Origin of the sequence: Vibrio hyugaensis (genome assembly GCF_002906655.1) — a bacterium.
In the GTDB taxonomy this organism is placed as follows: domain Bacteria; phylum Pseudomonadota; class Gammaproteobacteria; order Enterobacterales; family Vibrionaceae; genus Vibrio; species Vibrio hyugaensis.
The window spans coordinates 1215727-1239512 of record NZ_CP025795.1 but is presented as its reverse complement, the minus strand read 5'-3'; the positions used below and the strand labels follow the sequence as shown (position 1 = coordinate 1239512).

At 42.8% G+C, this 23786-nt stretch carries 21 protein-coding genes; 14 read left to right on the top strand and 7 right to left on the bottom strand.

The window, feature by feature from the left end:
- Positions 1-205 precede the first annotated feature (205 nt).
- On the bottom strand, positions 206-1510 hold the full coding sequence (locus tag C1S74_RS22665) for an inosine/guanosine kinase (protein WP_038870810.1): 1305 nt from the start codon (positions 1508-1510) through the stop codon (positions 206-208).
- A gap of 130 nt (positions 1511-1640) precedes the next feature.
- Entirely contained in the window at positions 1641-2114 is a 474-nt protein-coding gene (locus tag C1S74_RS22660; RefSeq protein WP_038870808.1) for a CreA family protein, read from the bottom strand.
- A gap of 211 nt (positions 2115-2325) precedes the next feature.
- Here C1S74_RS22660 and C1S74_RS22655 point away from each other — a divergent pair, with 211 nt between their 5' ends.
- From C1S74_RS22655 to C1S74_RS22645, 3 genes are all read left to right on the top strand, one after another.
- Complete coding sequence (locus C1S74_RS22655) at positions 2326-2835, top strand: hypothetical protein (protein WP_045401910.1); 510 nt, start codon at positions 2326-2328, stop codon at positions 2833-2835.
- A 71-nt stretch (positions 2836-2906) separates the two neighbouring features.
- Positions 2907-4661: an HD domain-containing phosphohydrolase gene (locus C1S74_RS22650; protein ID WP_045401907.1), complete on the top strand. Its 1755-nt coding sequence runs from the start codon at positions 2907-2909 to the stop codon at positions 4659-4661.
- Positions 4662-5194: 533 nt separating this feature from the next.
- Complete coding sequence (locus tag C1S74_RS22645; RefSeq protein WP_039976773.1) at positions 5195-5863, top strand: HAD-IA family hydrolase; 669 nt, start codon at positions 5195-5197, stop codon at positions 5861-5863.
- A 482-nt stretch (positions 5864-6345) separates the two neighbouring features.
- Here C1S74_RS22645 and C1S74_RS22635 read toward each other — a convergent pair whose 3' ends face one another.
- A complete protein-coding gene (locus C1S74_RS22635) occupies positions 6346-7776 on the bottom strand; it encodes a methyl-accepting chemotaxis protein (RefSeq protein WP_045401904.1) in 1431 nt (476 codons plus the stop codon).
- 605 nt (positions 7777-8381) lie between these two features.
- Here C1S74_RS22635 and C1S74_RS22625 point away from each other — a divergent pair.
- Positions 8382-8978, top strand: coding sequence for an acyl carrier protein phosphodiesterase (locus tag C1S74_RS22625; protein ID WP_045401901.1), 597 nt, complete (start codon positions 8382-8384; stop codon positions 8976-8978).
- Positions 8979-9053: 75 nt separating this feature from the next.
- Entirely contained in the window at positions 9054-10310 is a 1257-nt protein-coding gene (locus C1S74_RS22620) for a DEAD/DEAH box helicase (protein WP_045401898.1), read from the top strand.
- Between the two features lie 31 nt (positions 10311-10341).
- On the opposite strand, the gene C1S74_RS22615 is transcribed toward C1S74_RS22620, so the two are convergent.
- Both C1S74_RS22615 and C1S74_RS22610 read right to left on the bottom strand, forming a co-directional pair.
- Positions 10342-11130, bottom strand: coding sequence for an EAL domain-containing protein (locus tag C1S74_RS22615; protein WP_045401895.1), 789 nt, complete (start codon positions 11128-11130; stop codon positions 10342-10344).
- 194 nt (positions 11131-11324) lie between these two features.
- Entirely contained in the window at positions 11325-11957 is a 633-nt protein-coding gene (locus tag C1S74_RS22610; RefSeq protein ID WP_045401892.1) for a hypothetical protein, read from the bottom strand.
- A 130-nt stretch (positions 11958-12087) separates the two neighbouring features.
- On the opposite strand from C1S74_RS22610, the gene C1S74_RS22605 reads away from it, so the two are divergent.
- The 3 genes from C1S74_RS22605 (at position 12088) to C1S74_RS22595 (ending at position 13609) form a co-directional block, all read left to right on the top strand.
- Positions 12088-12330, top strand: coding sequence for a DUF2164 domain-containing protein (locus C1S74_RS22605; protein ID WP_038870792.1), 243 nt, complete (start codon positions 12088-12090; stop codon positions 12328-12330).
- Between the two features lie 173 nt (positions 12331-12503).
- Positions 12504-13043 (top strand): cytochrome b, encoded by a 540-nt coding sequence (locus C1S74_RS22600; protein WP_038870791.1) that lies wholly within the window; start codon positions 12504-12506, stop codon positions 13041-13043.
- Positions 13040-13609, top strand: a complete 570-nt coding sequence (locus C1S74_RS22595) for a YceI family protein (RefSeq protein WP_038870789.1) — start codon at positions 13040-13042, stop codon at positions 13607-13609. The genes C1S74_RS22600 and C1S74_RS22595 overlap by 4 nt, the downstream gene beginning before the upstream one ends.
- A 99-nt stretch (positions 13610-13708) precedes the next feature.
- Here the strand turns inward: C1S74_RS22595 and focA are convergent, their stop codons facing one another.
- Complete coding sequence (focA, locus tag C1S74_RS22590; RefSeq protein WP_045401889.1) at positions 13709-15160, bottom strand: formate transporter FocA; 1452 nt, start codon at positions 15158-15160, stop codon at positions 13709-13711.
- A gap of 287 nt (positions 15161-15447) precedes the next feature.
- Here focA and C1S74_RS22580 point away from each other — a divergent pair, with 287 nt between their 5' ends.
- Both C1S74_RS22580 and C1S74_RS22575 read left to right on the top strand, forming a co-directional pair.
- Positions 15448-16353, top strand: coding sequence for a LysR substrate-binding domain-containing protein (locus tag C1S74_RS22580; RefSeq protein ID WP_045401886.1), 906 nt, complete (start codon positions 15448-15450; stop codon positions 16351-16353).
- A gap of 286 nt (positions 16354-16639) precedes the next feature.
- Positions 16640-17119 carry a DUF1097 domain-containing protein gene (locus C1S74_RS22575; RefSeq protein ID WP_045401884.1) on the top strand — a complete coding sequence of 160 codons (480 nt, stop codon included), beginning with the start codon at positions 16640-16642 and terminating at the stop codon, positions 17117-17119.
- A gap of 162 nt (positions 17120-17281) precedes the next feature.
- Here the strand turns inward: C1S74_RS22575 and C1S74_RS22570 are convergent, their stop codons facing one another.
- The gene (locus C1S74_RS22570; RefSeq protein WP_045401881.1) at positions 17282-18913 is read right to left on the bottom strand and encodes an ATP-dependent endonuclease; all 1632 of its coding nucleotides are present in this window, start codon (positions 18911-18913) and stop codon (positions 17282-17284) included.
- A 273-nt stretch (positions 18914-19186) separates the two neighbouring features.
- On the opposite strand from C1S74_RS22570, the gene C1S74_RS22565 reads away from it, so the two are divergent.
- The 4 genes from C1S74_RS22565 (at position 19187) to C1S74_RS22550 (ending at position 23783) form a co-directional block, all read left to right on the top strand.
- Entirely contained in the window at positions 19187-20929 is a 1743-nt protein-coding gene (locus tag C1S74_RS22565) for a bifunctional metallophosphatase/5'-nucleotidase (protein ID WP_045401879.1), read from the top strand.
- Between the two features lie 526 nt (positions 20930-21455).
- Positions 21456-22475 (top strand): TerC family protein, encoded by a 1020-nt coding sequence (locus C1S74_RS22560; protein ID WP_042604192.1) that lies wholly within the window; start codon positions 21456-21458, stop codon positions 22473-22475.
- Positions 22476-22754: 279 nt separating this feature from the next.
- The gene (locus C1S74_RS22555) at positions 22755-22946 is read left to right on the top strand and encodes a hypothetical protein (RefSeq protein ID WP_005424996.1); all 192 of its coding nucleotides are present in this window, start codon (positions 22755-22757) and stop codon (positions 22944-22946) included.
- A gap of 138 nt (positions 22947-23084) precedes the next feature.
- Positions 23085-23783, top strand: a complete 699-nt coding sequence (locus C1S74_RS22550) for a DUF1223 domain-containing protein (RefSeq protein ID WP_045401876.1) — start codon at positions 23085-23087, stop codon at positions 23781-23783.
- Positions 23784-23786: the final 3 nt, after the last annotated feature.

Here is a 23786-nt window from a genome sequence, read left to right as displayed (position 1 = left end):
AGCAACATTAGCCATCTGAGCTGCGGCCTTGTTGTTGCGCAAACGTTTGCGCGAGAATAATACTGGTAAAAAATAAGGTGTAAAGCAGTTCGTGCGCCTTAGCGTGCTACATCATAACAAAAACCACTAATTACTGCGCTAGATCAAAACAAAAAGGCCACCAAATGGTGACCTTCGCATATTTATTGCTCTAAGTACTTGGTTCTTATCGATCCCAGTAGGTCTCTTCTAGACTATCTTCGCGCTCTGGTAGCGCACGTGATAGACGAGGTGAGTGCTGTGTCAGTACTTCGTAGCTTACGCGGTTTGCGTATTTACAAATTTGCGATAGAGAAGAGTAGGTTAGGCAACGTACTTCGTGTTTCTCTGAGTTTGGCACTTCTTTATTGTGAAATGAGTTAGCTGCCATGTCGTGCAACAGTGCAGAGAGCGCAGCGTCGCCAGCACCATTCGTGTTTTTAATCTCAAGTGGGCCGCCAAGGTATGGACCAATATGAGAGTACACTTTCATTGGATTTTGGCAGTCGTCTTTACGCATTGCACGGCTAAACTCAAACTTGTTGAAGTCTTCAATTGAGCCTTCAAGAATATCGTGAGTGGTTTCACGCTTCACTTTTTCATCCGTGTAGCCAGCCATGTAAAGGCCATCTGGACCAGCAGTGCAAAGAACAAGGTCCACCCATTCCAGAGCTTTGTTTGCAGCAGCAAGCGGATCATTCTCACCTGTTAACGCTGCTCCTTCTTCCTCATTCATTGCGACAACTGATACGTTCTCGCGAATGTACTCTTGCCACCATTTAGCGTTACCTTCGATAACGTATTTAGTGCCTAAAGTCAGTACCACAGGGACTTCGTGTTTCTTTGCAAACTCGATAGCGCGTTGAACGGCTTGCGGCATCTGGTCTTCTTCTTTACCCCGCATTAGGTAAGAAGAAACCACAAGAGCAGAAGCTTTGGTAAATACTTCTTCCGGGATGCTCTCTGGAGAGAGCTTGTTCATATGACCTTCATTGATTGCGAACGTACGTTCACCATCTTGAGTGATCAGTGTGTAACAGCGACCAATCGGACCATCTACGGTTTGTAGGTGGTTCAAGTTCATACGAGAAGAGGTGCGGCATAAGTAGCGGTATGCGAATGAACCTACTTGGATGTTTTTAGACATCACACCAAGAAGTACGGATTTACTGTCTGCAAGTACCGAGTAGTTGTGAAGCGTGTTGCCGATTGTGTCACCAGGGTATTGGTGCGTAATCAGGCCTTGTTCAACGAGCTCTTCGTACAGTGCATCAGCTTTACTCTCTTCAAGAACGAGAGAGTGACCTTTACTTAGGTTGTATTTTTCTAAAAACGCATCATCTACACGCGCTTCGATATCTACGATGGTTTGACCAACACCGACAACCGTTGGGCGGTACAATTTAGGTGCTTGTCGAATTTGGTTTACTAATGGATCTCGAGCGTGAGTTGGGAAGTAGTGTTTAGATTTTCGCTGACCAGGAAACTTCATGCTTGTTCTTGAGTGAGAAAAAAAGAGGCGGGATTGTATCACAAAATTTTGAAAATCGTTCCGTTTTATTGCAAAGAAATTTGCCCGCTGAAAAATTCAACGGGCTGCTGTTTTTACAAACAATTTAGACTTAATTTGTTGGATTTACCGTCGGTTCTACGTACGCTTTTGTTCCATAAAGAGGGACAGTAGACAGGCTGTGTTTGAAGCTGCCTTCCGTTTCTTTGGTCGTGTAAGACAAGTAAAGCAATGTTTGGTTTTCTGGATCGTAGATACGACGTACTTTCATGGTTTTGAAGAAGATACTTTTTGACTTCTTAAAGACCACCTCGCCCGATTTACTCTTGTCAATTTTTGCGATCATCTCTGGTGTGATATCACCCGTTTGACGACATGAGATGGAGCTGTCACTTGGATCAGACAAGCTTAGGTTTGCTTCAATAGAGGCAATATGACAAGTCACACCGGTAACGACCTCATCTTGAAGATGACCGATTTTGATGTCTTTCATTGTGAACATACCCAGTGAAACATCCCCAACTTCGTTATCGCTACATCCAGCTAATACCGTCACCAAACCCAAAGCAAGCAAGCTTTTTTTCATTTTTCATCCCTTAAATAGGCAAATTGATCGAATCAATTTATCAGACGTACGCAGTTAAAACAAAATTTGGCGTTCCCTCAGGAGTTTAGCTAGGTTTGTAAGAGGCTTCATGCTAATGTACCGCTCCATAACGGGTGACGCCTATATTTCTAATCAAAGTCCCGTCTTTACTCGCTGCCAATGAATAGCGTGTAGCTCTGAAGGTAATAAAATGAACGAACAACAGTTAGAAAGTATTCAACGTAAAAATGCATGGCTACATGACTTGGTGGAGGTCGAGTTTCCAACTAAGGAAAGCTTAGAAGGACGAGCGACTTACTTTCGTGGTCTTGAGACGCAAGAATACCAAGTTATGGGCAAATCAGGGTTACTCGATAGTTACAACGCGTTAGGCAAAGACGATATTTTCCTTGTTGATTTTCATCGCCTTACTGTGATGTTTTCTATCCTTCAGTCACAGCGTTGGGCGGATAAGCACGACCAAGAAATGATCATTGAGTACCTGACTCAAATCATTTTGACCCCAGACTTTGAGTTATATGTTGGCTTTAAAGAAGGGGAAGCGGTTGGTGCTGCCATTGTTAGCCTGCACCAAGAAAACACGCTGATCTCTGATGTCGCCGTTTCTCAAAGTTTGGATAAATCGCAGTTTGTTGCTGATTTAGCAAAAAAATTGAACGACGATCAAAAATTATGTGAAACAATAGTCTTAGAAATTTGATCAATGTCGGACCCTTCGAGGGATTCGACATTTAATATGTGCAACAACATTTTTTCTCGGCTGGGTAACACATGGTTAAGCGTTTGACGCGTTTATTGGCTCTATTTTTGTGCCTAGGGACGGCCGCAGTCAATGCTGACGAATCTGATTGGGAAATCAAACGAGTACTGGTTCTGCATTCGTATGAACCTTCATATCAATGGACCAATGATATTCAAAATGGTATCGAAGAAGGTTTCGAACAAGCCAACAGTGAAGTTAAGCTGTCTATAGAATATCTCGATGCCAAGCGTGTTCATTCTGATGGCTATTTTCAAAGGATGGCCAACTACTTGCAGCTCAAATACCAAGACTACAGGTTTGATGGCGTTATCATCTCCGATGACGCAGCACTTCAATTTGCAAAGCGTTATTTACCCAATGGCGAGCGTTCCACACCTTTAGTTGCGGTTGGCATCAACAACACGCGAGCAACGTTAGATACCTTAAGCACTTTCGGTAGCATCTTATTCGAACAAGATAAAGTTATCGAAAACATCAGACTCATCATTAAATTACGACCGCAGATAAAGAATTTGTATTATCTAGCGGACAGAAGCATGACGTCTGAATTGGTACATACTCGCGTTGTTGAGGAGATGAGTAAGTTTCCGCAAATCAATCTAGTCGAACTTCGCGATGAGACATTGGCAGACGCCGCACAACAACTCGCACATGTTAGCCCAAATGATGCAGTACTTCTCACGCACTTCAATACGGAAGCCGCTCAGGGGCACTATCACTCTTATCAAGAAGTGGCACATGTTATTGGCGCTAAAAGTGTTGCGCCTGTATTTGTCTTGTGGGAAATGTACCTAGAAGAACCGGGTATCTTGGGTGGTTTCTTAAATCGCTCGAAGCAATATGGTCACGAAGCCGCAGAGCTAATGGCTGCAAAGTTGGGTCTATCGATGACCAAAACCGAGAACGAATTGATTTCAGAAGCCGTATTAGATTTCGTGGCCATTCAAAAATATGGTATCAGTCGTTATGATATTCCCAAATCCGCACATATCATCAATGCGCCAGCACCTGCAGTAAAGGTGAATATCAAGCTGTTGCTGTTTGCGTGCGCATTGATTGTGTTGCTTTCTTTAGTTATCGTCAGCCAGTTTATGACTATACGCCAACGGAAAGAGATTGACCGTAAGAACCGCAAGATAGTGACCTTACAAAAGCGTACCTTAAGCGTTCAAAAAGAAATGATTCACGTGCTTGGTGAAGCGATTGAATCCCGCTCGGGTGAGACAGGGCAGCACGTAAAGCGCGTCGCGAGACTGTCAGCGACACTGGCTGAGTTCTGCGGTTTGAGCCATCGTGAAGTCGAGATGATTGAAATTATAAGCCCAATGCACGATGTGGGTAAGATTGCGGTGCCTGAATCCATTTTAGATAAACAGGGCAAATTATCCCCCCAAGAATGGGAGGTGATGAAGCGACATACTGTGAAAGGTTATGAGCTGCTAAATAACCGCGAAGGTGAACTGACTAAACTTGCCGCCATCATCGCCTATGAGCACCATGAACGGTGGGATGGCACTGGCTACCCAAATGGATTGAAAGGTGAGGACATCCATCTATTTGCACGTATCGTTACTATCGCAGATGTGTTCGATGCATTGCTGAGTGAACGTTGTTACAAGCGCGCTTGGACAATCGATGAGGTGGTAGAGTTATTTAAACGTGAGCAAGGTAAGCACTTTGACCCTGCGTTGTGTCAGTTAGTTCTCGATAATCTTGACGACTTTATAGAGGTTCGTTACTTATTCCCAGATAACGAGGTGTAAGTCATATATACCCAAGTGACTTCAAGTTGCCGGATTCAGAGCATTGTCACTGATTCCCTGTTTACCGAAAGCAAGCAAGGAAAACAACGAAGCGGAATAGCTAGCTCTTTCCAAGTTGTTTGACGTAGCTATTTAGTTAGCAAAGAACGTGCTTCAGTGACATGCTCCCGGAGGGCGAGTTGCCTTGGTTCGCATGCTTCGTTAACAATTTTTGATTTAGAACCACTAGATCTTCAAATCGTTGCCTCGCCTTCAAACCAAGTCATTCTCGCTGAACCAAGCATCTCGAGGTTACTTGGGTATAAACCTATCGAGTGAAGTTTCATATTTCTTCAATTTGGAGCTTCATTCGGTGATCTTGCTTAGAAAATCGCTAATTCCTCTTTCTCATTTCCACGAAATGCCAACTCAGTCGTTTAAACATTTTTAAACTTATCTATCATGAAGAAACATATTTAGTACCAATAAATAAGTCAATAAGATCAAATAAATTGGTTATTAGTGTTTTTTATTATTTAGCGTCGGGGGAAGTCATGGCTATTAACAATATTAAGTGTGTCATTTTTGATTGCGATGGCACGCTCGTGGACAGTGAGCGTCTGTGTTGCCAAGCCTTGGTTAATGTTTTTAGCCAGTATGGGGCAGAGATGACTTTTGACGAGTGTGTTGAACATTTTAAGGGCGGTAAACTGGCCGATATTCTACGCGATGCTAAGGTTTTGATGAATATTAACGTGTCGATTGATGTGTTAGAGCCACAATATCGTGCTGAGTTGCAAAAACTGTTTGTTCGTCACCTACAACCAATGGATGGCGCTAAAAAACTGATTCAGTTTCTCGATGAGCACAATATTGAGTATTGCGTTGCTTCAAATGGCCCGAAAGATAAGATTGAGTACGCCTTAGAGCTCACAGGGTTGTTGGGGGCATTTAAGGGGAAAGTCTTCTCCGCTTTTGATGCAAACAGTTGGAAGCCAGAACCTGATTTGATCATGTACAGCGCAATGAGCATGGGATTTTTACCAAGTGATTGTTTGTACATCGACGACACACCAAAAGGCGTTGAAGCCGGATTGAATGCGGGTATCAAGACCGTTCAGTTGTACAACGGTGCTGCTGTAAATCTCGTCGATGATGAGCGAGTCATTCGTATTCAGCACCTTGATGAACTAAAAGAGCAGCTCTTAGGCTGCTCCGTTTAGTGACATACGTTACTCAAACTGTGGATATGCTTGAATTTAGTTTGTAATAGTGGTGTTTGATGTAAGCATTGGATGGAAGAGAAGTTTTTAGTGTGAAACCCGCAAGAAGCACATGTGAATTTCTCACCATCTGATGAAATCATATATTCATCGCATTGGCAGAGCGGACACTGAAGATCTTCAGCGTTGTGAGCTTTGTTGTAATTATTCATATTATTCACCAGCAGCAAAATTGATTGGCAAGATCTAGAATAGCTGAACGCCTATCCTTTGAACATTCTTTCATCAAATACAGAAGATTATTTCGATTCACTTCAAACTAAATTATATCGGTGCTTTCTTTAAACTCAATTTAATTAAGTTCTCCCACTTTTGATACGAAAAAGAAATGACGAAACTTAGTGGTAATAATGAATAGATAACGTAAAAAACAAGAAAAAGGGCTTCCAATTGGAAGCCCTTGCCGTAGGAAGCGGTTTGCTCTAAGCGGTACGATAACGCTTTAGTATTTCACCTAAAGAGTTTGATGCTTTGGTCAGATTGGTGACTCCCGATGTTGATTGCTCGGCGACTTCTCTGATGGTGTTTGATTGGGAGCGGATATCGGCCAGCTCGGAGGCAATGTCATTCGCGACAGCACTTTGCTCTTCCGCTGAAGTCGATATTTGAATACTCATGTCCATTAATGAGCGGGCCGAACTCGCAATCGAAGCTACATCGCCACCTATCTCATCAATCAAATGACTGCTTGTTTGTGCTTGTTGAACGGTACGGTTGGTGATCGAGGCAATGTTTTGGCTTTCCGTTTGTAGTTTTTCAATCATCGATTGAATCTCAACGGTGGCTTGTTGTGTTCGACTGGCAAGCGTACGTACTTCATCGGCTACCACTGCAAAACCACGGCCTTGTTCACCAGCACGAGCAGCTTCAATTGCAGCGTTTAAAGCGAGTAGGTTGGTTTGTTCAGAAATGGCATTGATTGTGGTAATCACTTCGTTAATTTGAGTGGTGTTTTCATTGAGGCTTCCAACTGAAGCAGACGCCTGCTCAATATAGTTCGATAATGTCTCAATTTCAGATATGACACTCTGAACACGGATACGGCTCGTCTCAATTTGATGTGTATCTTGATCGGACTGCATCATCGCTTGTTGAGAGATATTCGATACTTCTTTTGCGGATGCTGTCATTTCTTCCATTGCAGTCGCAACAGAATCAAGCGTTTGATATTGGTGCGTAATTTGTGTCTCACTCCGACGCATGTCCTTTTCGAAGGCCGTTGAAGTCTCGCTCAATGTGTGTGCGTTGTTTTTTACGTTGTTGACTAGGTCAGTCAACGTATCCATCGATTTATCAAGTGCGCAGCCGATTGTGCCAAACTCGTCTCGGCCAGGATGAAAACCAAGACGTGAAGTTAGGTCGCCATCGCCGATTTTCTCAGTCGTGGTATACAGTACCCACAGTGCGCCGCCGATAAAGGTTGCGACCCAATACGAAAACAAACCAAATGGGACAACCCATAACATGCTAAGAAGGAAAGTAGTTAAAGCGTCTGTTTTAGCTTGTTTATATTGGTTAGATAAGTTTTGCGTTAACTGAATCGCTTGTCCGGATTCGAGTTGAGAGTATACCGTTACCGTACCATTATTGAATTTTGGGTTGTTTTGAGCGCTGACGTTTACCAACCCGTCTATATTACGCAAATTTTCGGGTTGGGCTTGCACCACACCAGAAATTGTCGCTTGTGCAGAAGCAATCGAGCCTTGCTCAAATGCCTGTATGTCATTGAAATAACGGCTTCCTGCCACTGAAGTTAGAGCTCCCAGAAATAGGAGGAAAATGGCCCACATTTTGTCGTTGATAGACATTTTAATGAATAGCTTATCTATCGTTCTAAACTCTACTTCTCTCATTTGTTACTCCATTTGAGATGAAAAGGATGGTGTACAAGTTATGCGACTATCGAAACAAAATATGAGATAGGAATCAGCAAAATATGTAACAGTTAGTTGATGTATTTCAAAATATGAGATCTAAATTCACAATAAACGGTTTGTCGTATCTTTTAATGACAGAAATATTGATTAACCATGACAATAAATTGTTGTGTTTGTGGTGCTAGTTGAGCGGAGGGGTTTATAGAAGAGGAGAGCCGATGCAAACGTTTACTTATGATTCCTGTCATAGCTTTCTAAATCTTTACTTCTCGCTGTCATGAATGTGTCATATAAAGTGTATAAAAAGGAGTTGCTGTCATCGATGAAGAAAAGAAATGACAGTGAAGATTGAAGCGGGTTGCTTCAGGAGATGTAAAACAAAGGAGGTCACAATGAGCGACCAATACCAAAACGACGAATGCCTAGAGTTGCTAGATGCACTTGAAATCGGTATTAACTTGTCGGAATACGTAGGCTCAGAAGACGAAGCCGAATAAGTACAATTAGTACTCTCACCGCGTCACAACAGACGTTATAATAGGTTCATGTAAGACGAGCCAAAAGGCCACTCACAGCGTCTAATGAACTTTCTAGCCCACCTGCATATTGCACAACATTGTAATAGCCATTTAATGGGAAACTTGCTTGGAGATTTCGTAAAGGGAGATCCAAGCAAGCAGTATCAAACTGACATTTCCAATGGCATCAAACTCCATCGCTTTGTTGACCGCATCACAGATCATCACCCTATAGTAGAAGAATGTAAGCCGCACTTTACTGGTGTCGCCCGTCGTTTTGCGCCTATTGCGCTTGATATGTTTTGGGATCATTGTTTGACCAAACATTGGGACAGTTTTTCTTCTGAATCGTTAGATTCGTTTGTCCACAAAGCTTTCAAACAAGTCGATAACCAAATCACAGATTCATTGCCATCAAGGTTTTTACTGATACATAACCGAATGTGGAGTGTTGGGTGGTTACAATCTTATCGCCAATTGGAAAACATAGAGTTTGCGTTACACCGCATGTCTCAACGTACGCCTCGTATGGCGGATCTCACCACAACGTTTGAAGTATTGGATAAAGAGTATTCAACGTTAGAAGCAAAGTTTCCTGCGCTTTATCAAGATGTTCTGAGTGAATCACGAGAATTCTACCAACAACTGATCAATTCATAGATTGGCAGAGTCTAAAGGTAGTCGGACTATCAAGGCTCTGGTAAACTCTGCGCTCCAAAAATTATGAGGTTTATCATGTCCGTTAATTTCGCTGATCTTGGCATTGAACAACATTTGGTGGAGACGTTAACTGGTTTAAATATCGTTACTCCAACACCTGTGCAGGAAAAATCTATCCCGCATGTCTTGGCCGGAAAAGATCTACTTGCTGCAGCTCAAACAGGCACAGGTAAAACCGCCGCATTTGGTTTGCCAATTATCCAAGCCGTGCAGCAAAAGAAACTGAACGGAACACCTCAAGCTCTGATTTTGGTGCCGACGCGTGAACTTGCGCAACAGGTTTTCGATAATCTAACGCAATACGCTACCAACACTGAGCTTCGCATCGTTTGTGTCTATGGTGGCACAAGCATTGGCGTACAAAAGAATAAGCTTGAAGAAGGAGCTGATATTCTTATCGCGACTCCTGGACGCTTACTTGACCACTTGTTTAACGGCAATGTAAACATTTCAAAAACGGGAATACTTGTCCTTGATGAAGCCGATCGCATGCTAGACATGGGCTTCTGGCCAGATCTGCAACGTATTCTTCGTCGCTTATCTGAGAGCAAACAGTTCATGCTATTCTCTGCGACATTTGAAAAACGCATTAAAACCATTGCTTATAAATTGATGGATGAACCTGTTGAAGTCGAAGTGTCTCCACCAAATACGACAGCCGAAACGGTAAAGCAAATGGTGTATCCAGTTGATAAGAAGCGCAAGCGTGAACTATTGGCGTATTTGATTGGATCTCGTAACTGGCAACAAGTGTTGGTATTCACTAAAACCAAACAAGGTAGTGACGAACTGGCGAAAGAGCTTAAGTTGGATGGTATCAAAGCTGTGTCGATTAATGGTGACAAGTCGCAAGGTGCTCGTCAGCGTGCACTTGATGAGTTTAAATCGGGTAAAGTTCGCGCTTTGATTGCAACTGACGTCGCCGCGCGTGGCTTGGATATCCAGCAACTAGAACAAGTAGTGAACTTTGATATGCCTTTCAAAGCTGAAGATTATGTTCACCGAATTGGTCGTACTGGCCGAGCTGGTAAATCTGGTTTAGCTGTGTCTTTGATGAGCCGAGATGAAGAGTATTTGTTGCACGCTATTGAGAATTTGCTCGATCAACGTTTACCACAAGAATGGTTAGAAGGTTTCGAGCCGAGTCTAGTTGAAGAAGTGGAACCTGAAAACAATAATGGTGGTGGCCGACGTAAGAGCCGTTCATCAGAAAAACGTAAACTAAAAGCGAAATTAGCGATTCATAAAAATCGTGGTAAAAACCGCCGATAGAAAAGGTGATGGCGTCTATCAGTAACTCTGATTACGCCGTCTTAGCTTCTTGGTAGGCTTCAAGGGGTTGAGGCATCGCCAATAAGTAACCTTGATACATATCGAAACCGAGTTTTTTCATTAAGTTAAGTTGATGCTCGGTTTCAATTCCTTCAATAACGGTTTTTGAACGAATATCTTTTGCGAGATTGAGTGCTTCCATCAAGCAAGAAAAATCCCCATTTTCATATCTGAGTAAAAGTGACCGGTCAATTTTAATAATATTCGGTTTTACGCATCGAACTCGCTCAATGGTTGAAGCGTCAATTCCGTAATCATCAATCGCCAGAAGATAACCATTGTTGCTCAACTCCTTCGTGGCTTTATATAAGAAAGCTTCATCACTGGCGTCTAATTCCACCAATTCCATGACGATCTGCTCCCGCCTTAAATCAGCTTCAATAATCGCTTGTTTGAGTAGATTGCTGTACGAAACATCTTTTGCCAACATTTCCGCGGCTTTAGGCAGAACATTCAAAAACAGCTTCTTATTACTAAACTTTGATTGACCAAAGTTACTGATGTGAATGAGACGGCTGAGACGTTCAACATTGATTTGGTCTTGGACGGGGATAGTGTTTGAATGGAAGAACTGATCAGGTCTGATCATTAAGCCTTCTTGGTTACTAATTCTAACCAACGCTTCGAGGCCGATGATGGAAAGATCTTGTTTATAGATAGGCTGAAACACACTACGCAACGTGAGTTGATTATATTGTGCTATGTACTGCCCATCGGGTTGCTTCGATATGCAGCCAAGCAGCTGCGAAATACTCATCATTATTGTAGTAACCTAGACCAATGCTCTTTACTGATGCTTAACTGATTGTTGTGCATCTAGTTTTACTTCAGTAGTTTGAATCTAAGCGGGGCCTTGCTCCAAGGCAAGAGAGTTAGCACTCGATAAACAGAAATATCGACCAGCATCAAACAAATGGATGAACAGGCTGATAATCTACCCGTTGCAATTTGATACTACCACTGTAATACCGCATAAAGTTGGAGGTATTTTCTGACCAATTGTTGTTTGTTTGAACGACGCAAAGGGTGGCCAAATTTAATGTAGCAAGGGCTAATCCCAAACCTACCATCCAAAGAATTGCTCAACTGCGATTCACTCGTAAAGAGCGTGATTCCTTGCTCGGTATATTCATTAATAGGCTCAGGAAGTCCACCCATCCACCAGTGTAAAAGTTCTCGACTGGTTTTACTGCGGCTAATCCAATGGTCACTGACCAAAAACAACAAATCATTGGGTTGTAGCGCATACCCATATTCACTTTGCCATTCGGTAATAGAGGAGAGCAGGTTCTCTCGGCAAGAATTTCCTGCGCTCACCATATGGTGGCTTAGTACCCAAACCGTACCCATTTCAGAAGAAATACGATAATGATGAGGTAAATCTGGTGCATCGAGCACTTCGATTGGTTTAATGACACTGCTATAGCCAAAATGGCGGAAGGTGTGTTCCATACGTCTTGCAAACGCGAGTCCAAGGTGATGTTCACTCATGCCTTGGTTATGCACCGCAGGATAATGCTTCTCACAGAGTTTGAGACAATCGTCCTGAAAATCATTGACACTTTGGATGACTAAGTCGAGTAGCAAAGAATATCCCTTAACGGTTAACAAAATGAACGGCGAAAGGTTAGCATAGTCCTTTTAGGATAGACTAATTTGGATAGGCAACTTCTTGATCTAAACATCAATTTTGAGAATGGAACAGTATAGGTAGAACATGATTAAACTAGAAAGAGCACAAAAAGAAGCGTTAGCTCGCGCAATTCAAGATTATATGCAGGATGAATTGAGTGTGGAAATCGGCCAATTCGACAGTGAGTTTTTAATCGACTTCGTAACAGAAAAGCTTGCTCCGATTTATTACAACAAAGGAATTGAGGATGCGAAGTCAGTGATTGAAAGACGCATGCTAGAAATGACCGATGAGTTGTATGAAATTGAGCAAGAAGTTGATATCTAAGTGTCAGTTTTTTAAATGATTTGAAGTTCCTTCTAATTTTTCGAACAACTTGTTTAAAAAGGTGTTATTGGTTAGATGTAAAGGATGGTAAATAATCTGTTGCATACAAGGTAAATAAGTTAATGTTGTGTTTCTTGCTCAACATCAACTTAGGAATATATCTAGGACGTGAGATGGATACACTGGTAAAGAATTACAACCTAACTGCACGATTTATGCATTGGCTATCTGCGCTTTGCATAATCGGTTTATTTGCTGTGGGTTTGTGGATGGTCGACCTTAGCTACTACAGCGAATGGTATCGCACTGCACCACATTATCACCGCTCTGTGGGCATTTTATTAGCAACCCTCACTTTGGTACGCATCGTATGGAAGCATGTGACGGCGTCACCAAAAGTGGAAGGGAAACCTTATGAAGTAGTTGCAGCGAAAGCCGCACACGGTGTGATGTATCTATTGCTCATCACCATCTTTATTTCAGGTTACCTCATCTCAACATCTGATGGTCGCGGTATCGAAGTATTTAATTGGTTTACGGTGCCAGGGGCGGGGGAATTGTTTCCCGGTCAGTCGGATATTGCAGGTGAAATTCACTTCTATGCAGCTTGGGCAGTAATCCTTATGGCAGGTTTACACGCAGCAGCTGCACTCAAACATCACTTTATCGATAAAGACAACACATTAAGAAAAATGTTAGGAGCTTCAAAATGAAAAAGTCACTTTTCGCTACAGGATTAGCAATCGCTATGGCACTACCTTTTGGTGCTAACGCTGCAGATTACGTTATCGATACGAAAGGTGCTCACGCATCAGTTAACTTTAAAGTTAGCCACTTAGGTTACAGTTTCATCAAAGGTCGTTTTAATACATTTTCTGGTGACTTTTCTTTTGATGAAAACAACATCGCAGATTCGAAAGTAAATGTAGTGGTTGATACAACAAGCCTTGATTCAAACCATGCAGAGCGCGACAAACACATCCGTAGCGGTGATTTTATTGATGCCGGTAAGTTTGGCGAAGCCACATTTAAGAGCACCAAAGTTGTCGACAAAGGCGACGGTAAGTTAGATGTAATAGGTGACCTAACGCTACATGGTGTTACTAAACCAATTACGATTACTGCTGAATTTGTTGGTGCAGGGAACGACCCATGGGGTGGTGAGCGTGCGGGCTTTATTGGTCAAACTCGTCTAGAACTTGCTGACTTCGAAATCCCAGTAATGGGGTCTTCTAGCTACGTGGATATGGAACTGCACGTAGAAGGTATCAAAAAGTAACCTTCTTGCAGTACAACAGAGTTTCCAAATGATGAAAGCGCTCTTAATTAGAGCGCTTTTTTATTGGTGCCAACCGTATATTGTCAGTATTTATATTGTTTATGCGGTTTCTAGAACGTTATCTTCAACAAGGTTTAAGCGTTCGCCGTAAACTGGGCGCAGAGCTTTAAGCACTTCATTACGTGTTACTACGCCAACCATCAAGCCATTTTCTAGAACAGGAAGTACCTGAGGTTTGCTTACTTTAATGCTTTTCGCTCGCTCTTCTAGAGAAAGAGACGTTAAGCGTGTAGCCATCCCCATACTTGTTGTCGGGTACAGTTGTTCTTTATCAATGCAAAGGAATTCAACGACATCAACTAGGCGGTCATTGGCATCAATTGCCACGACATTACGACTCATCAAATCTACGACTTTCTGCTCGTTAGCAGGAATGTAGTCTTGGCACCACAATTCAACCATCACATCATGAGCAGAAAGGAAGCCAACAAGACGGTTTTGAACATCAACAACAGGTGCACTGATTAGATTGTTATCCAATAGGGTATCAAGTGCAGTTGCTACTGGCATTTCTACGCTTAGCGTAACTGGCGTTGGGTTCATGATTTCTTTAACGATAGATGCATTTTTCATAGTGCTTTCCTTAACTGACGTGAGTGTTGTAGTGTTTGTAATTGATGCAACTTTTGCTGCTTTTAATTCTGGGCGACGGTAAATACACCAGTTAGCCAAGCCAACTAAGACGGCACCACCGACGATGTTGCCAAGTGTCACTGGAATTAAGTTTGCAGTAATAAAGTGACCGACATTTAAATCTGCGTATTGAGAAGCCGGTACGCCGACCGCAGTCCAGAACGATTCCGGTGCGAAGTTTGCGATAACGATACCCAGCGGTACCATGAACATGTTTGCAACACAGTGTTCAAAACCACTGCTGACGAACATGGCAACTGGCATGATGGTCATTGCGGCTTTAGTCATTGCATTTGCAGAGCTGAATGTCAGCCAAATAGCTAAACAAACAAGTAAGTTACAAAGAATGCCCAGTGCGAATGCTTGTACTAAGGTGTGGTGCAATTTATGTTGTGCGATGTTCAGTGCATTTAAGCCCCACTGACCCGCGTCCATTGTGTACAAGCCTGCCGCACTAACGAGAGCCAGTAAGAACATGGCACCAATAAAGTTACCAACGTAAACTTTGCCCCAAATCGAAAGCATTTTGCCGAATGAAATTTGTCTGTTTGCCCAAGAGATGCTCGAAAGCACAGAACTGGTAAACAACTCACCGCCGCAAATCACGATGAGAATTAAGCCCATACTGAACGCTAAACCACCAGCAAGACGACTAAGACCCCAACCCGCGTCAGCACTGCCTGTTGTTACTGTGATGTAGAACAGGAAAGCCAATCCGATAAATGCGCCTGCCATGATGGCCAAACCCAGTGTCATACCGCTGGTTTTATTTGCCTTACTTAGCGCAAACTTCTCAGCTTCAGCCATCATTTCTTTTGGAGAAAAGTATTGATGATTTTCAGAGTTGCTCACCGCCATGTTGACTCCTTAGTTTGTGGTTCCATAGAAACTCCTTAGTTAATGAAATCGAGGTATTTAATGCGCTCGAAAATGAAGGTGTTAATTGTGTTTTGTTGCGGTGTTCCCGAACCGCATATCCAGATTAAGCACTCAGGACGTACAGGTAAAATTGATAATATTTAGAATCCTCATCAAATTATTTGATAAGTTTTGTAGGGTAGGTAAAATGAACCTCATTGCGTATTTACGCATGGATTTTGGGGTCGCGAGAGTATGAGGAATACTCGCCAATTAGGGAGACAACTTTGCGCTACTCACTTAAGCAATTAGCGGTTTTTGACGCAGTTGCAGACACCGGCAGTGTAAGCCAGGCCGCAGATAAACTGGCTTTAACACAATCAGCGACAAGTATGTCGCTTGCGCAATTAGAAAAAATGCTTGGCAGGCCTTTGTTTGAAAGGCAAGGCAAGCAAATGGCACTAACGCATTGGGGGATGTGGTTAAGGCCAAAAGCGAAGCGTTTATTACAAGACGCGCTGCAAATAGAAATGGGATTTTATGAGCAGCATTTGCTGAGTGGGCACATTCGATTAGGTGCCAGTCAAACGCCGGCAGAACACTTGGTTCCTGACCTTATCAGTATCATTGATAACGACTTTCCAGAGATGCGAATCTCACTTGGTGTACAAAGTACGCAAGCCGTTATTGATGGAGTGTTGGATTACAAATACGATTTGGGCGTGATTGAAGGCCGTTGTGACGATAACCGTTTGCACCAAGAAATTTGGTGTCGTGATCATCTTACTGTAGTCGCAGCGTCTCACCATCCGTTTGCTCGTAACGATTCGGTTAGTCTTGCTCAGTTGGAACATGCAAAATGGGTTTTACGTGAGCATGGTTCTGGTACTCGCAAGATTTTTGATAGCTCCATTCACCATCTCATTGAAGATCTCGATGTTTGGCGTGAATATGAACACGTCCCAGTGCTACGCAGCTTAGTAGCGAACGGTCAATATCTTACTTGTTTACCTTACCTTGATGTAGAACGATACATGGAAGCGGGTGAACTGGTGGCACTAAACGTACCTGAACTAAAAATGGATCGAACGTTGTCGTTTATCTGGCGTGCGGATATGGCGGAAAACCCATTGGTTGATTGCATCAAGCGTGAAGGTCTACGCATGATGAAAGGCAAACCTTCGGTGCTTTAAGCGATATCTGATATAAATTGACCGAATTTTTCAAAAGGCTCTGCATTAGACAGGGCCTTTTTTGTTATTTTTGATCAATTCATTGTGATTTTGTTATTTTCGAAATCTGTTGATTTATCGGTTGCGTCAAATTTAATGTGTAAAAAATGAAACGAAATGAAGTTTAATGTGATCACAATCACCGAAGTGTTCGTGCTATATGCCTAGTATTGACTGCCTGATTTCAATGTATGAAGGCAGTTCTCTAACCAATTCGGTACGAGACTAGCAAGCGGGTAAGAATACCATGACAACACTTTTAGCAATCTCTATTACTACTGGCATTCTCTCTGGCGTGTGGGGCTGGATCGCGATCTCCCTAGGCCTATTATCTTGGGCTGGCTTTCTTGGCTGTACAAGTTACTTTGCATCCCCGACAAGTGGCTTAAAAGGCTTAGGAATTAGCTTAATTACCAACTTGAGTGGTGTTTTTTGGGCAATGGTGATCATCTACGGTTCTAGTTATGCAGGGCTAGAGATTCTTGGCTACGTAATTACTGCTGTTGTTGCGTTTTTCATGTGTATTCAAGCCAAGCAAGCTTGGTTAGCGTACATTCCTGGTACTTTCATTGGCTCATGCGCGACCTTCGCTGCTGATGGTAACTGGCAACTTGTCGTTCCATCACTGATCTTAGGTGGTGTGTTTGGCTACCTGATGAAAGCGACGGGACTTTGGTTACATGCGAAATCAGCCGCTACTTCTTCGCTTGCTGAGCAAGTACAGTAGTGAACCCCCGATCTTATTTGTATCCGCTGTGTATTGAGACTTATCCCGCTCAATACAGTTAATCAAAATTATTGATTCTTGATACAAGCACACCAAATTGGTGTGCTTTTTTTATGTTTGTATTTCCGTTCCGCTTATCTGCAACACAAGTCATGGGTACGATCAGGTGTTGCCGTTCGCCATCGTTACTACTCGTTTTAGGGTCCAACGAAGCAAGACAGGGATGCATTCGACACCTCGTTCTTCGCAATGGGCAACGATAGCAAGGGCTAAATCTGGCTTTGCTTGTTTCTTCAAAACACGATTAACAACTTTTTTCGCAGGGATCGGGTGGTCATGAGGGATCTTAACAATGTCTTTAAAGAACAATTCGAACCCGTTGTTATACAAGAAGTGTTCAATGTCTCGATCTGGCAATTCGGTTAAGCGATGGCGTTCCTGATCATTATCTAAGTGCGCTCGAACCGTATGTGCGTATTTTTTTCCCGCAGGGTCTCCATCGGTAACAACGTGCCAATCAATTCCAAACTCTTTGGCCACTTTGATGAGTGACTTCAAACCAGACTGTGCAAACTCGACAATTTGAACACCCTCCGCCGCTAAATCGTATCCGCATTGGCGGGCGAGTTCGTTAAATAGCCATACTTCAGTTTCTCCCTCAACCAATAACCAACAGCGAGCAAAGAGTGCACCTGCACGGTGGAAGCGAATATGGAAGCCAATCCGTCTCAATTGATCGACACTAAAGCGGTTAGTATTGAGTGACTTTGCAACGGTCTTGTCTGATAAACGAACTAAACGTCGGATAGAGGCCAATGGAACAGAACCGAGCAAACGGGCACTGTTGGTGGTCAGAATCTTCTGCATTGGTAATAGCTGCAACAAACTCCAAGCACGCGATAAGTGGGTAGGGTGTAAACGACCTTCTGGATCTTCAATGATCAAAATAGGGCGAGCGCAGCGCCTCAAGTCGGTTGGACCTTTTGCTTGCAAATACGCGTTTAGTAAGCCCATTAAAAGCAATCGACTTTGTTTGTTGTTGGTTTCTTTAAGAAACTGCGCAAGGCCTTTTTCAGAGGAGGGGCTCGCATAGAACAATCCGTCGCGTGGCTTTCTTGGGTTGCCTTTTTTAACACTTCGGAAAGCAAAGTAGTGTTCAACCAAAGTTTGCATGGAGCCTAGACTACTTCGTACCTCACCTTTGTTGACGTGGCCGGGCATGGCAACTAAACGACGACAAGTGTTGTTAATCCGTTTTTCAATACGTGCATTTTTGCTGTCTCCATTGGTGGGAGGAGCAGGGAAACGACGTGAGTCGCGTAAACGAATCACTGGATGTAGCGTCATGAGTTCAACCGCGAGCTTTTCTGAATGGTGCAGCTGTTTTGGTTCGCCGTCACAATCTAGAAAGGCGTACTTTGTCGTTGTGTTATGGCCGTCTCGCGTGGCACTTATACGGTAATAAATGACGTGTTCATCGTCTGCATTGATACACCATGTCGGCTTTATACGACGATACCGACCAGCATTCACTTCTTGTTTATCTTGTGCCTTAAAACACAGGATAATTTGTAAATGCTGCGATTGCGGATGGGCGATGGCGTAGTCAACGTGGAAATCAGTCATCTCAAACTGATAAAGAGAACCGTCAGCAGGAAGGGCAAGCGAAAGCGCATCAAGTAATGATGATTTGCCCCAAGTATTTTCACCAATCAAGGTGGTGAGTTCGTCAAAAGAGAGTGAAAGGCGTTTGATGCCTCTAAACCCAGAGATTTCGATGCGTTCTAGTCTCATCTCACTCCTCCTTGCAATTATTTGAATTATAGAGAGTTCTTTTGCTTCTCCTAAGCATATATGAAATTGGTCTAATCGAGTTAAGCTCAGTTCACAAAATTAAGAGCATTCACCCTAGGAATGCAGACCGTTTAGGCGTAAAGTCGCTTTCATAATTGTACGCAAGATGAATCTTGATCACGTTAAAATGAAATGACGATTTCTCTGTTTCATAAAATTCATGATTCTGTCATGATTCAATTCTAATAATTAAAAGGAATGAAAAGAGAGAAGATGACAATGAATAAAAATCATAAGCCAGTCAGAATCAAACTGGCGCACATCAATGACACACATTCCTACTTTGAACCAACGTCATTACAGCTAAAACTCAATATCGATAACGAACGTACACTGGAGCCTTACGTGAGCGCTGGTGGTTTTTCGCGTATTGCAACGCGCGTAGAACAGCTTCGCGATGATGCTCAACGCCAAGGTCAGGGCATGTTGTTCCTTCATGCTGGTGATTGTTTTCAAGGCACGTTGTATTTTTCCCTATTTAAAGGCAAAGCAAACGCTGATCTGTTAAATGCTCTAAACATCGATGCCATGGCTTTAGGCAATCATGAATTGGATATGGGGAATGAGCCAGTCGCGTTGTTTTGTCAACGTACTCACTTTCCACTGCTTGCGGGCAATTGGGATTTGTCGAATGAGTTATCGAGCAAAGATCACCGTATGAGTGATTGTGACAATGTACTAAGCTTCGATACTGCAACTCAAAGCGCGCAATATTTGATCAAAGAATTTGATGGCGAGAGAGTTGCCATTTTCGGTTTGTCTATTGATAAGATGAGCGACATTGCAAACCCAGATGCGGATACACCATTCATATCTGCAATTGAAACCGCAAAGCATACGGTTGAACAGATTCACCAAGCGGGTATCAAAAATATCATTCTTTTAAGCCACTTAGGTTACGAAGGCGATCTTGAATTAGCATCCAAAGTAGAAGGTGTTGGCATTATTGTCGGCGGTCACAGTCATAGGTTACAGGGTGACTTTACCGCTATTGGTCTAGGTCAAGACGACCCTTATGGCATTAAAGTTAATGACACTTACGTTGTGCAAGCTGGTTATCATGCGTTGACGATGGGGCATTGTGTGCTTGAGTTTGATGAAAGCGGCAAAGCGACCATGCTAAATGGCCAAAATGAGTTGTTACTTGGACGTCGAATCTTTTGGGACTCAACGTTAAACGAGCAGCTCGATCAAGGTGTGTTTGAAGAAGCGTGTGACTTTATTCATGGTCAGCCAAATGTGGTTGTGTGTAAGAAGCACCCTGAAACACAGGCAATTTTGAGTGATAAATACATTCCGCGAGTGCGCAAGTTGCAAGCACAAGTCATTGCAAACGTAGTGCAGAAAAAGCGTCATGTTCGAGTGCCCGATGAATTCGGTGGTAGCGAGCTTGCGCCATCCGTTGCGCACTCCTTTCTTTATAGTTTGAACAAACGTGGTCATCAGGTTCAATTTGCAATTCATAATGCGGGTGGGGTGCGCACTTCTCTCAATCCGGGAAAGATCACCGTGGCAGATGTTGCCGGACGATTGTTGCCATTTGCCGTGCCAATCGGCTGTTATGATGTGCAAGGTAAAGCGATTCGTCTAGCATTGGAAGGCGCAATCAATAATGCACTCAACAATGGCGTTGAAGGCACTGGTTCTGGTAGCTACCCATATACGCATAACTTGAGCTTTGAATACGATGCGGATGCAGCCAAAGGACAACGCATTAAAAATTTAGAAATTTTTGATGGGGATCGTTGGTCACCGATTCAAGAAGAAGAGTGGTATCGCGGGGCATCTTCGGCCTACACAATGAAAGGTAAAGAAGGCTATGAAGCCTTGTTAAACATGAAAGGTGAAGGGTTTGTGAGTAACCTTTCTATGGCCGATTGTTTCATTGAATTACTGACCGATGAACCAAACTGTTTGAACGAAAATCACAAAGTTTATTCCCAAAAGAGCCAGTAAAGCTTATTGGTATCCTTTTTGCTCTCTTTCTATTGCACATGCGATTAAGAGGGAAGAGAGTATGTGGAAAAAAGATTGGGCTGATGCAGCGGTCGTCGTTGCGTGGGTCGCGGTTTGGTCAACACTGGTTTATTTTGTACCATTAACTGGTTTGTAAACCGATAAGTCATCAAAAAGGAGCACAGCAGTGCTCCTTTTTTGTATTTATCGTCCAGTAGATAGGTGCTGCTGATAACTGTTCTTCACAAAATACTTTGTTTTTATCGATAAGTAATTTTTGTTGGAGATCGCAGCAGGCAGGGGTATGATGGCGGCGTTTGGGGAGTAGTTAGCGCAAGTTTATTTATCGTCATCTCGTTAAGCATCAGCTTATCCGGTAAATAAAGGTGATACTTGATTCATCAAGTCGTCACTTCAACGAGACCAACGCATTCATTGATTAGCAGACACATGGGTAATGTGACTGCTGGTTTGTATTGTTTGCGGAAGGTCAGCCCGAATAATGTCCTTCCGCACGGGAGGAAGCATGTCTCTTATCGAAAATACCACCCAATTATCCCAGTCTGTTCCACTGCAAGAATCACTGACAATGTACGGTGTATTCGGCCTATTTACTTTGGTTTTAGTCGCTCTCGATATCTATCAGACTCGTGGCGGCGTGATTACCATGAAAAAAGCGATTGGTTGGAGCGTATTCTGGTTCTTATTAGCGTTTGTCTTCGCAGGTTCTATCTATTTCTTTTGGGATTATTACGCGCCTCATAGCGTTTATACTCACGAAAAGGCGACCATATCATTCTTAACGGGTTACTTGCTTGAGAAATCGTTAAGTGTCGACAACTTGTTTGTTTTTGCGATTATCTTTGCGCAATACAAGGTGCCAGAACATTTACGTCCTCGTGCTTTACTGTGGGGTGTCATTGGTGCGTTAGTGCTACGTGCAATCATGATTGCTGTTGGTGCACAGTTGTTGGCTCAATACCACTGGGTGCTTTACCTATTCGCGGCATTCCTAATTTGGACTGGTATCAAGCTAGCGCGAGATAAAGGCGAAGAAGAAGAGGTGAACCCTTATCCTGAGCAATTCATACGCAAGTTCTTACCAGTGACAGACGAGTATCAAGGCAACCACTTGATCTTAAAACAAGCAGGTAAGTGGGTTGCAACGCCAATGTTGATCGTTGTTGGTGTGATTGCGGTGATGGACGTTATGTTCGCTTTGGATTCTATCCCTGCGATCTTCGCTGTCACACGCGAACCGTTCCTAGTTTTAGCGGCAAACGTATTTGCTCTACTTGGCTTACGTTCATTGTACTTTGTACTTCAAGCGATGTTGGATAAGTTTGTTTACCTAAAACCAGCGTTGTCAGTCATCATGATCTTTATCGGTATCAAGATGCTACTAGTCGGAACTCAATATGAAATTCCGACGGTTTGGTCATTAACGTTCTTGGTTACGGTCATGACGGCGGCGGTTATTGCATCTATTTATAAGAACAAATCTAACGATAATTCTAGCGTTAATATTACTAATCAGAACTCTTGATGATTTTGTAAATTCAAAAACACTGGAAAACGATTTTAGTTAAAAAAATGTTGCACTTAAACTTGGATTTACCTACGTAAATCCAAGTTATTCAACTAAAGATTTCAATTTATGAATAACTATTCATTTTGGTGGCTTTTGTATTCTGGGTGTTTGTAAATACCTTGTTTCATTAGAAAAACTAATTTGAATGAGCAAATTTTGTCATTTTTTGCTCAATGAAAAAATGACTAATATACAACCAACGAAACAAATTACTGCTTTTAAAGAGAGGCAATCATGGCACAAGCAATGCAAATGACAAATGTAGCTTTACCAACCTCTATGGATAAGAAAACCTACTCGGTTAACTTCAAAGGATTGATTGCTCACCTACTAGACATTCTTTTTGTAGACAATTCTGCACCTCGCAGCTACTACGCAGAAGATTTGTCAGCACATATTCAGAAAGATATCGGTATGTATCGTTAATCTGAATATAAAGCGAATTCGAAATGCCGGCTTAATTTGCCGGCATTTTTGTATCTGAAATCTACACTTCTAAAACAGTATTGAAAGCTATCTTTAGGTAGCACGGTCATAGTCAGTAGTTACAAGAAGGAACTGTCTATGATTGCTATATCAACTTTGTCTATTCTAGCGAGCCTTTCTGCTTCTCAAATATGGTCTCATGAGGGGCGGCCTGCCCAAGTCATCGAACTGTTTACTTCAGAAGGTTGCTCTAGTTGTCCACCTGCAGACAAATACCTTTCCACGTTCGAATCCAACCCTGGTTTGTGGGGAAAGTACATTCCCGTTGCCTACCACGTTGACTATTGGGACTATCTTGGCTGGAAAGACAAATTTGCAAAGCCTGAATTCTCTCAGCTGCAACGTTTGTATCGTGCTTATGGCGCGGTAGGGAGTGTTTATACTCCGGCATTTGTCGTTGATGGTAAAGAATGGCGCGGCTTCTTCAACTGGCGTGAGCGTGTGTTACCAAGCAACCACAACGATAAAGCCCAATCTTTGGTTCTAGAGCGATCTGGCAACCAATTCACCCTGCGATTTGAAGAGGTGGGTATGTATGATGCGACGATTGTGTTTCTCTCAAATAATGAAACCACACCAGTGAAAAGGGGGGAGAATAGAGGTAAAGTCCTTGAGCATGATTTTGTGGTATTAGAGAAACAACAAAGTCGTTCAGAGAATGGACAGTGGACGTTTAAGCTCAGTCAACCGTTAGATAATATTGATGCTGTTGCGGCGTGGGTGACTGAGCCTGGTACCTTTAACCGTGTACAGACGGTTGCAGGAGACATTGATTAGAAT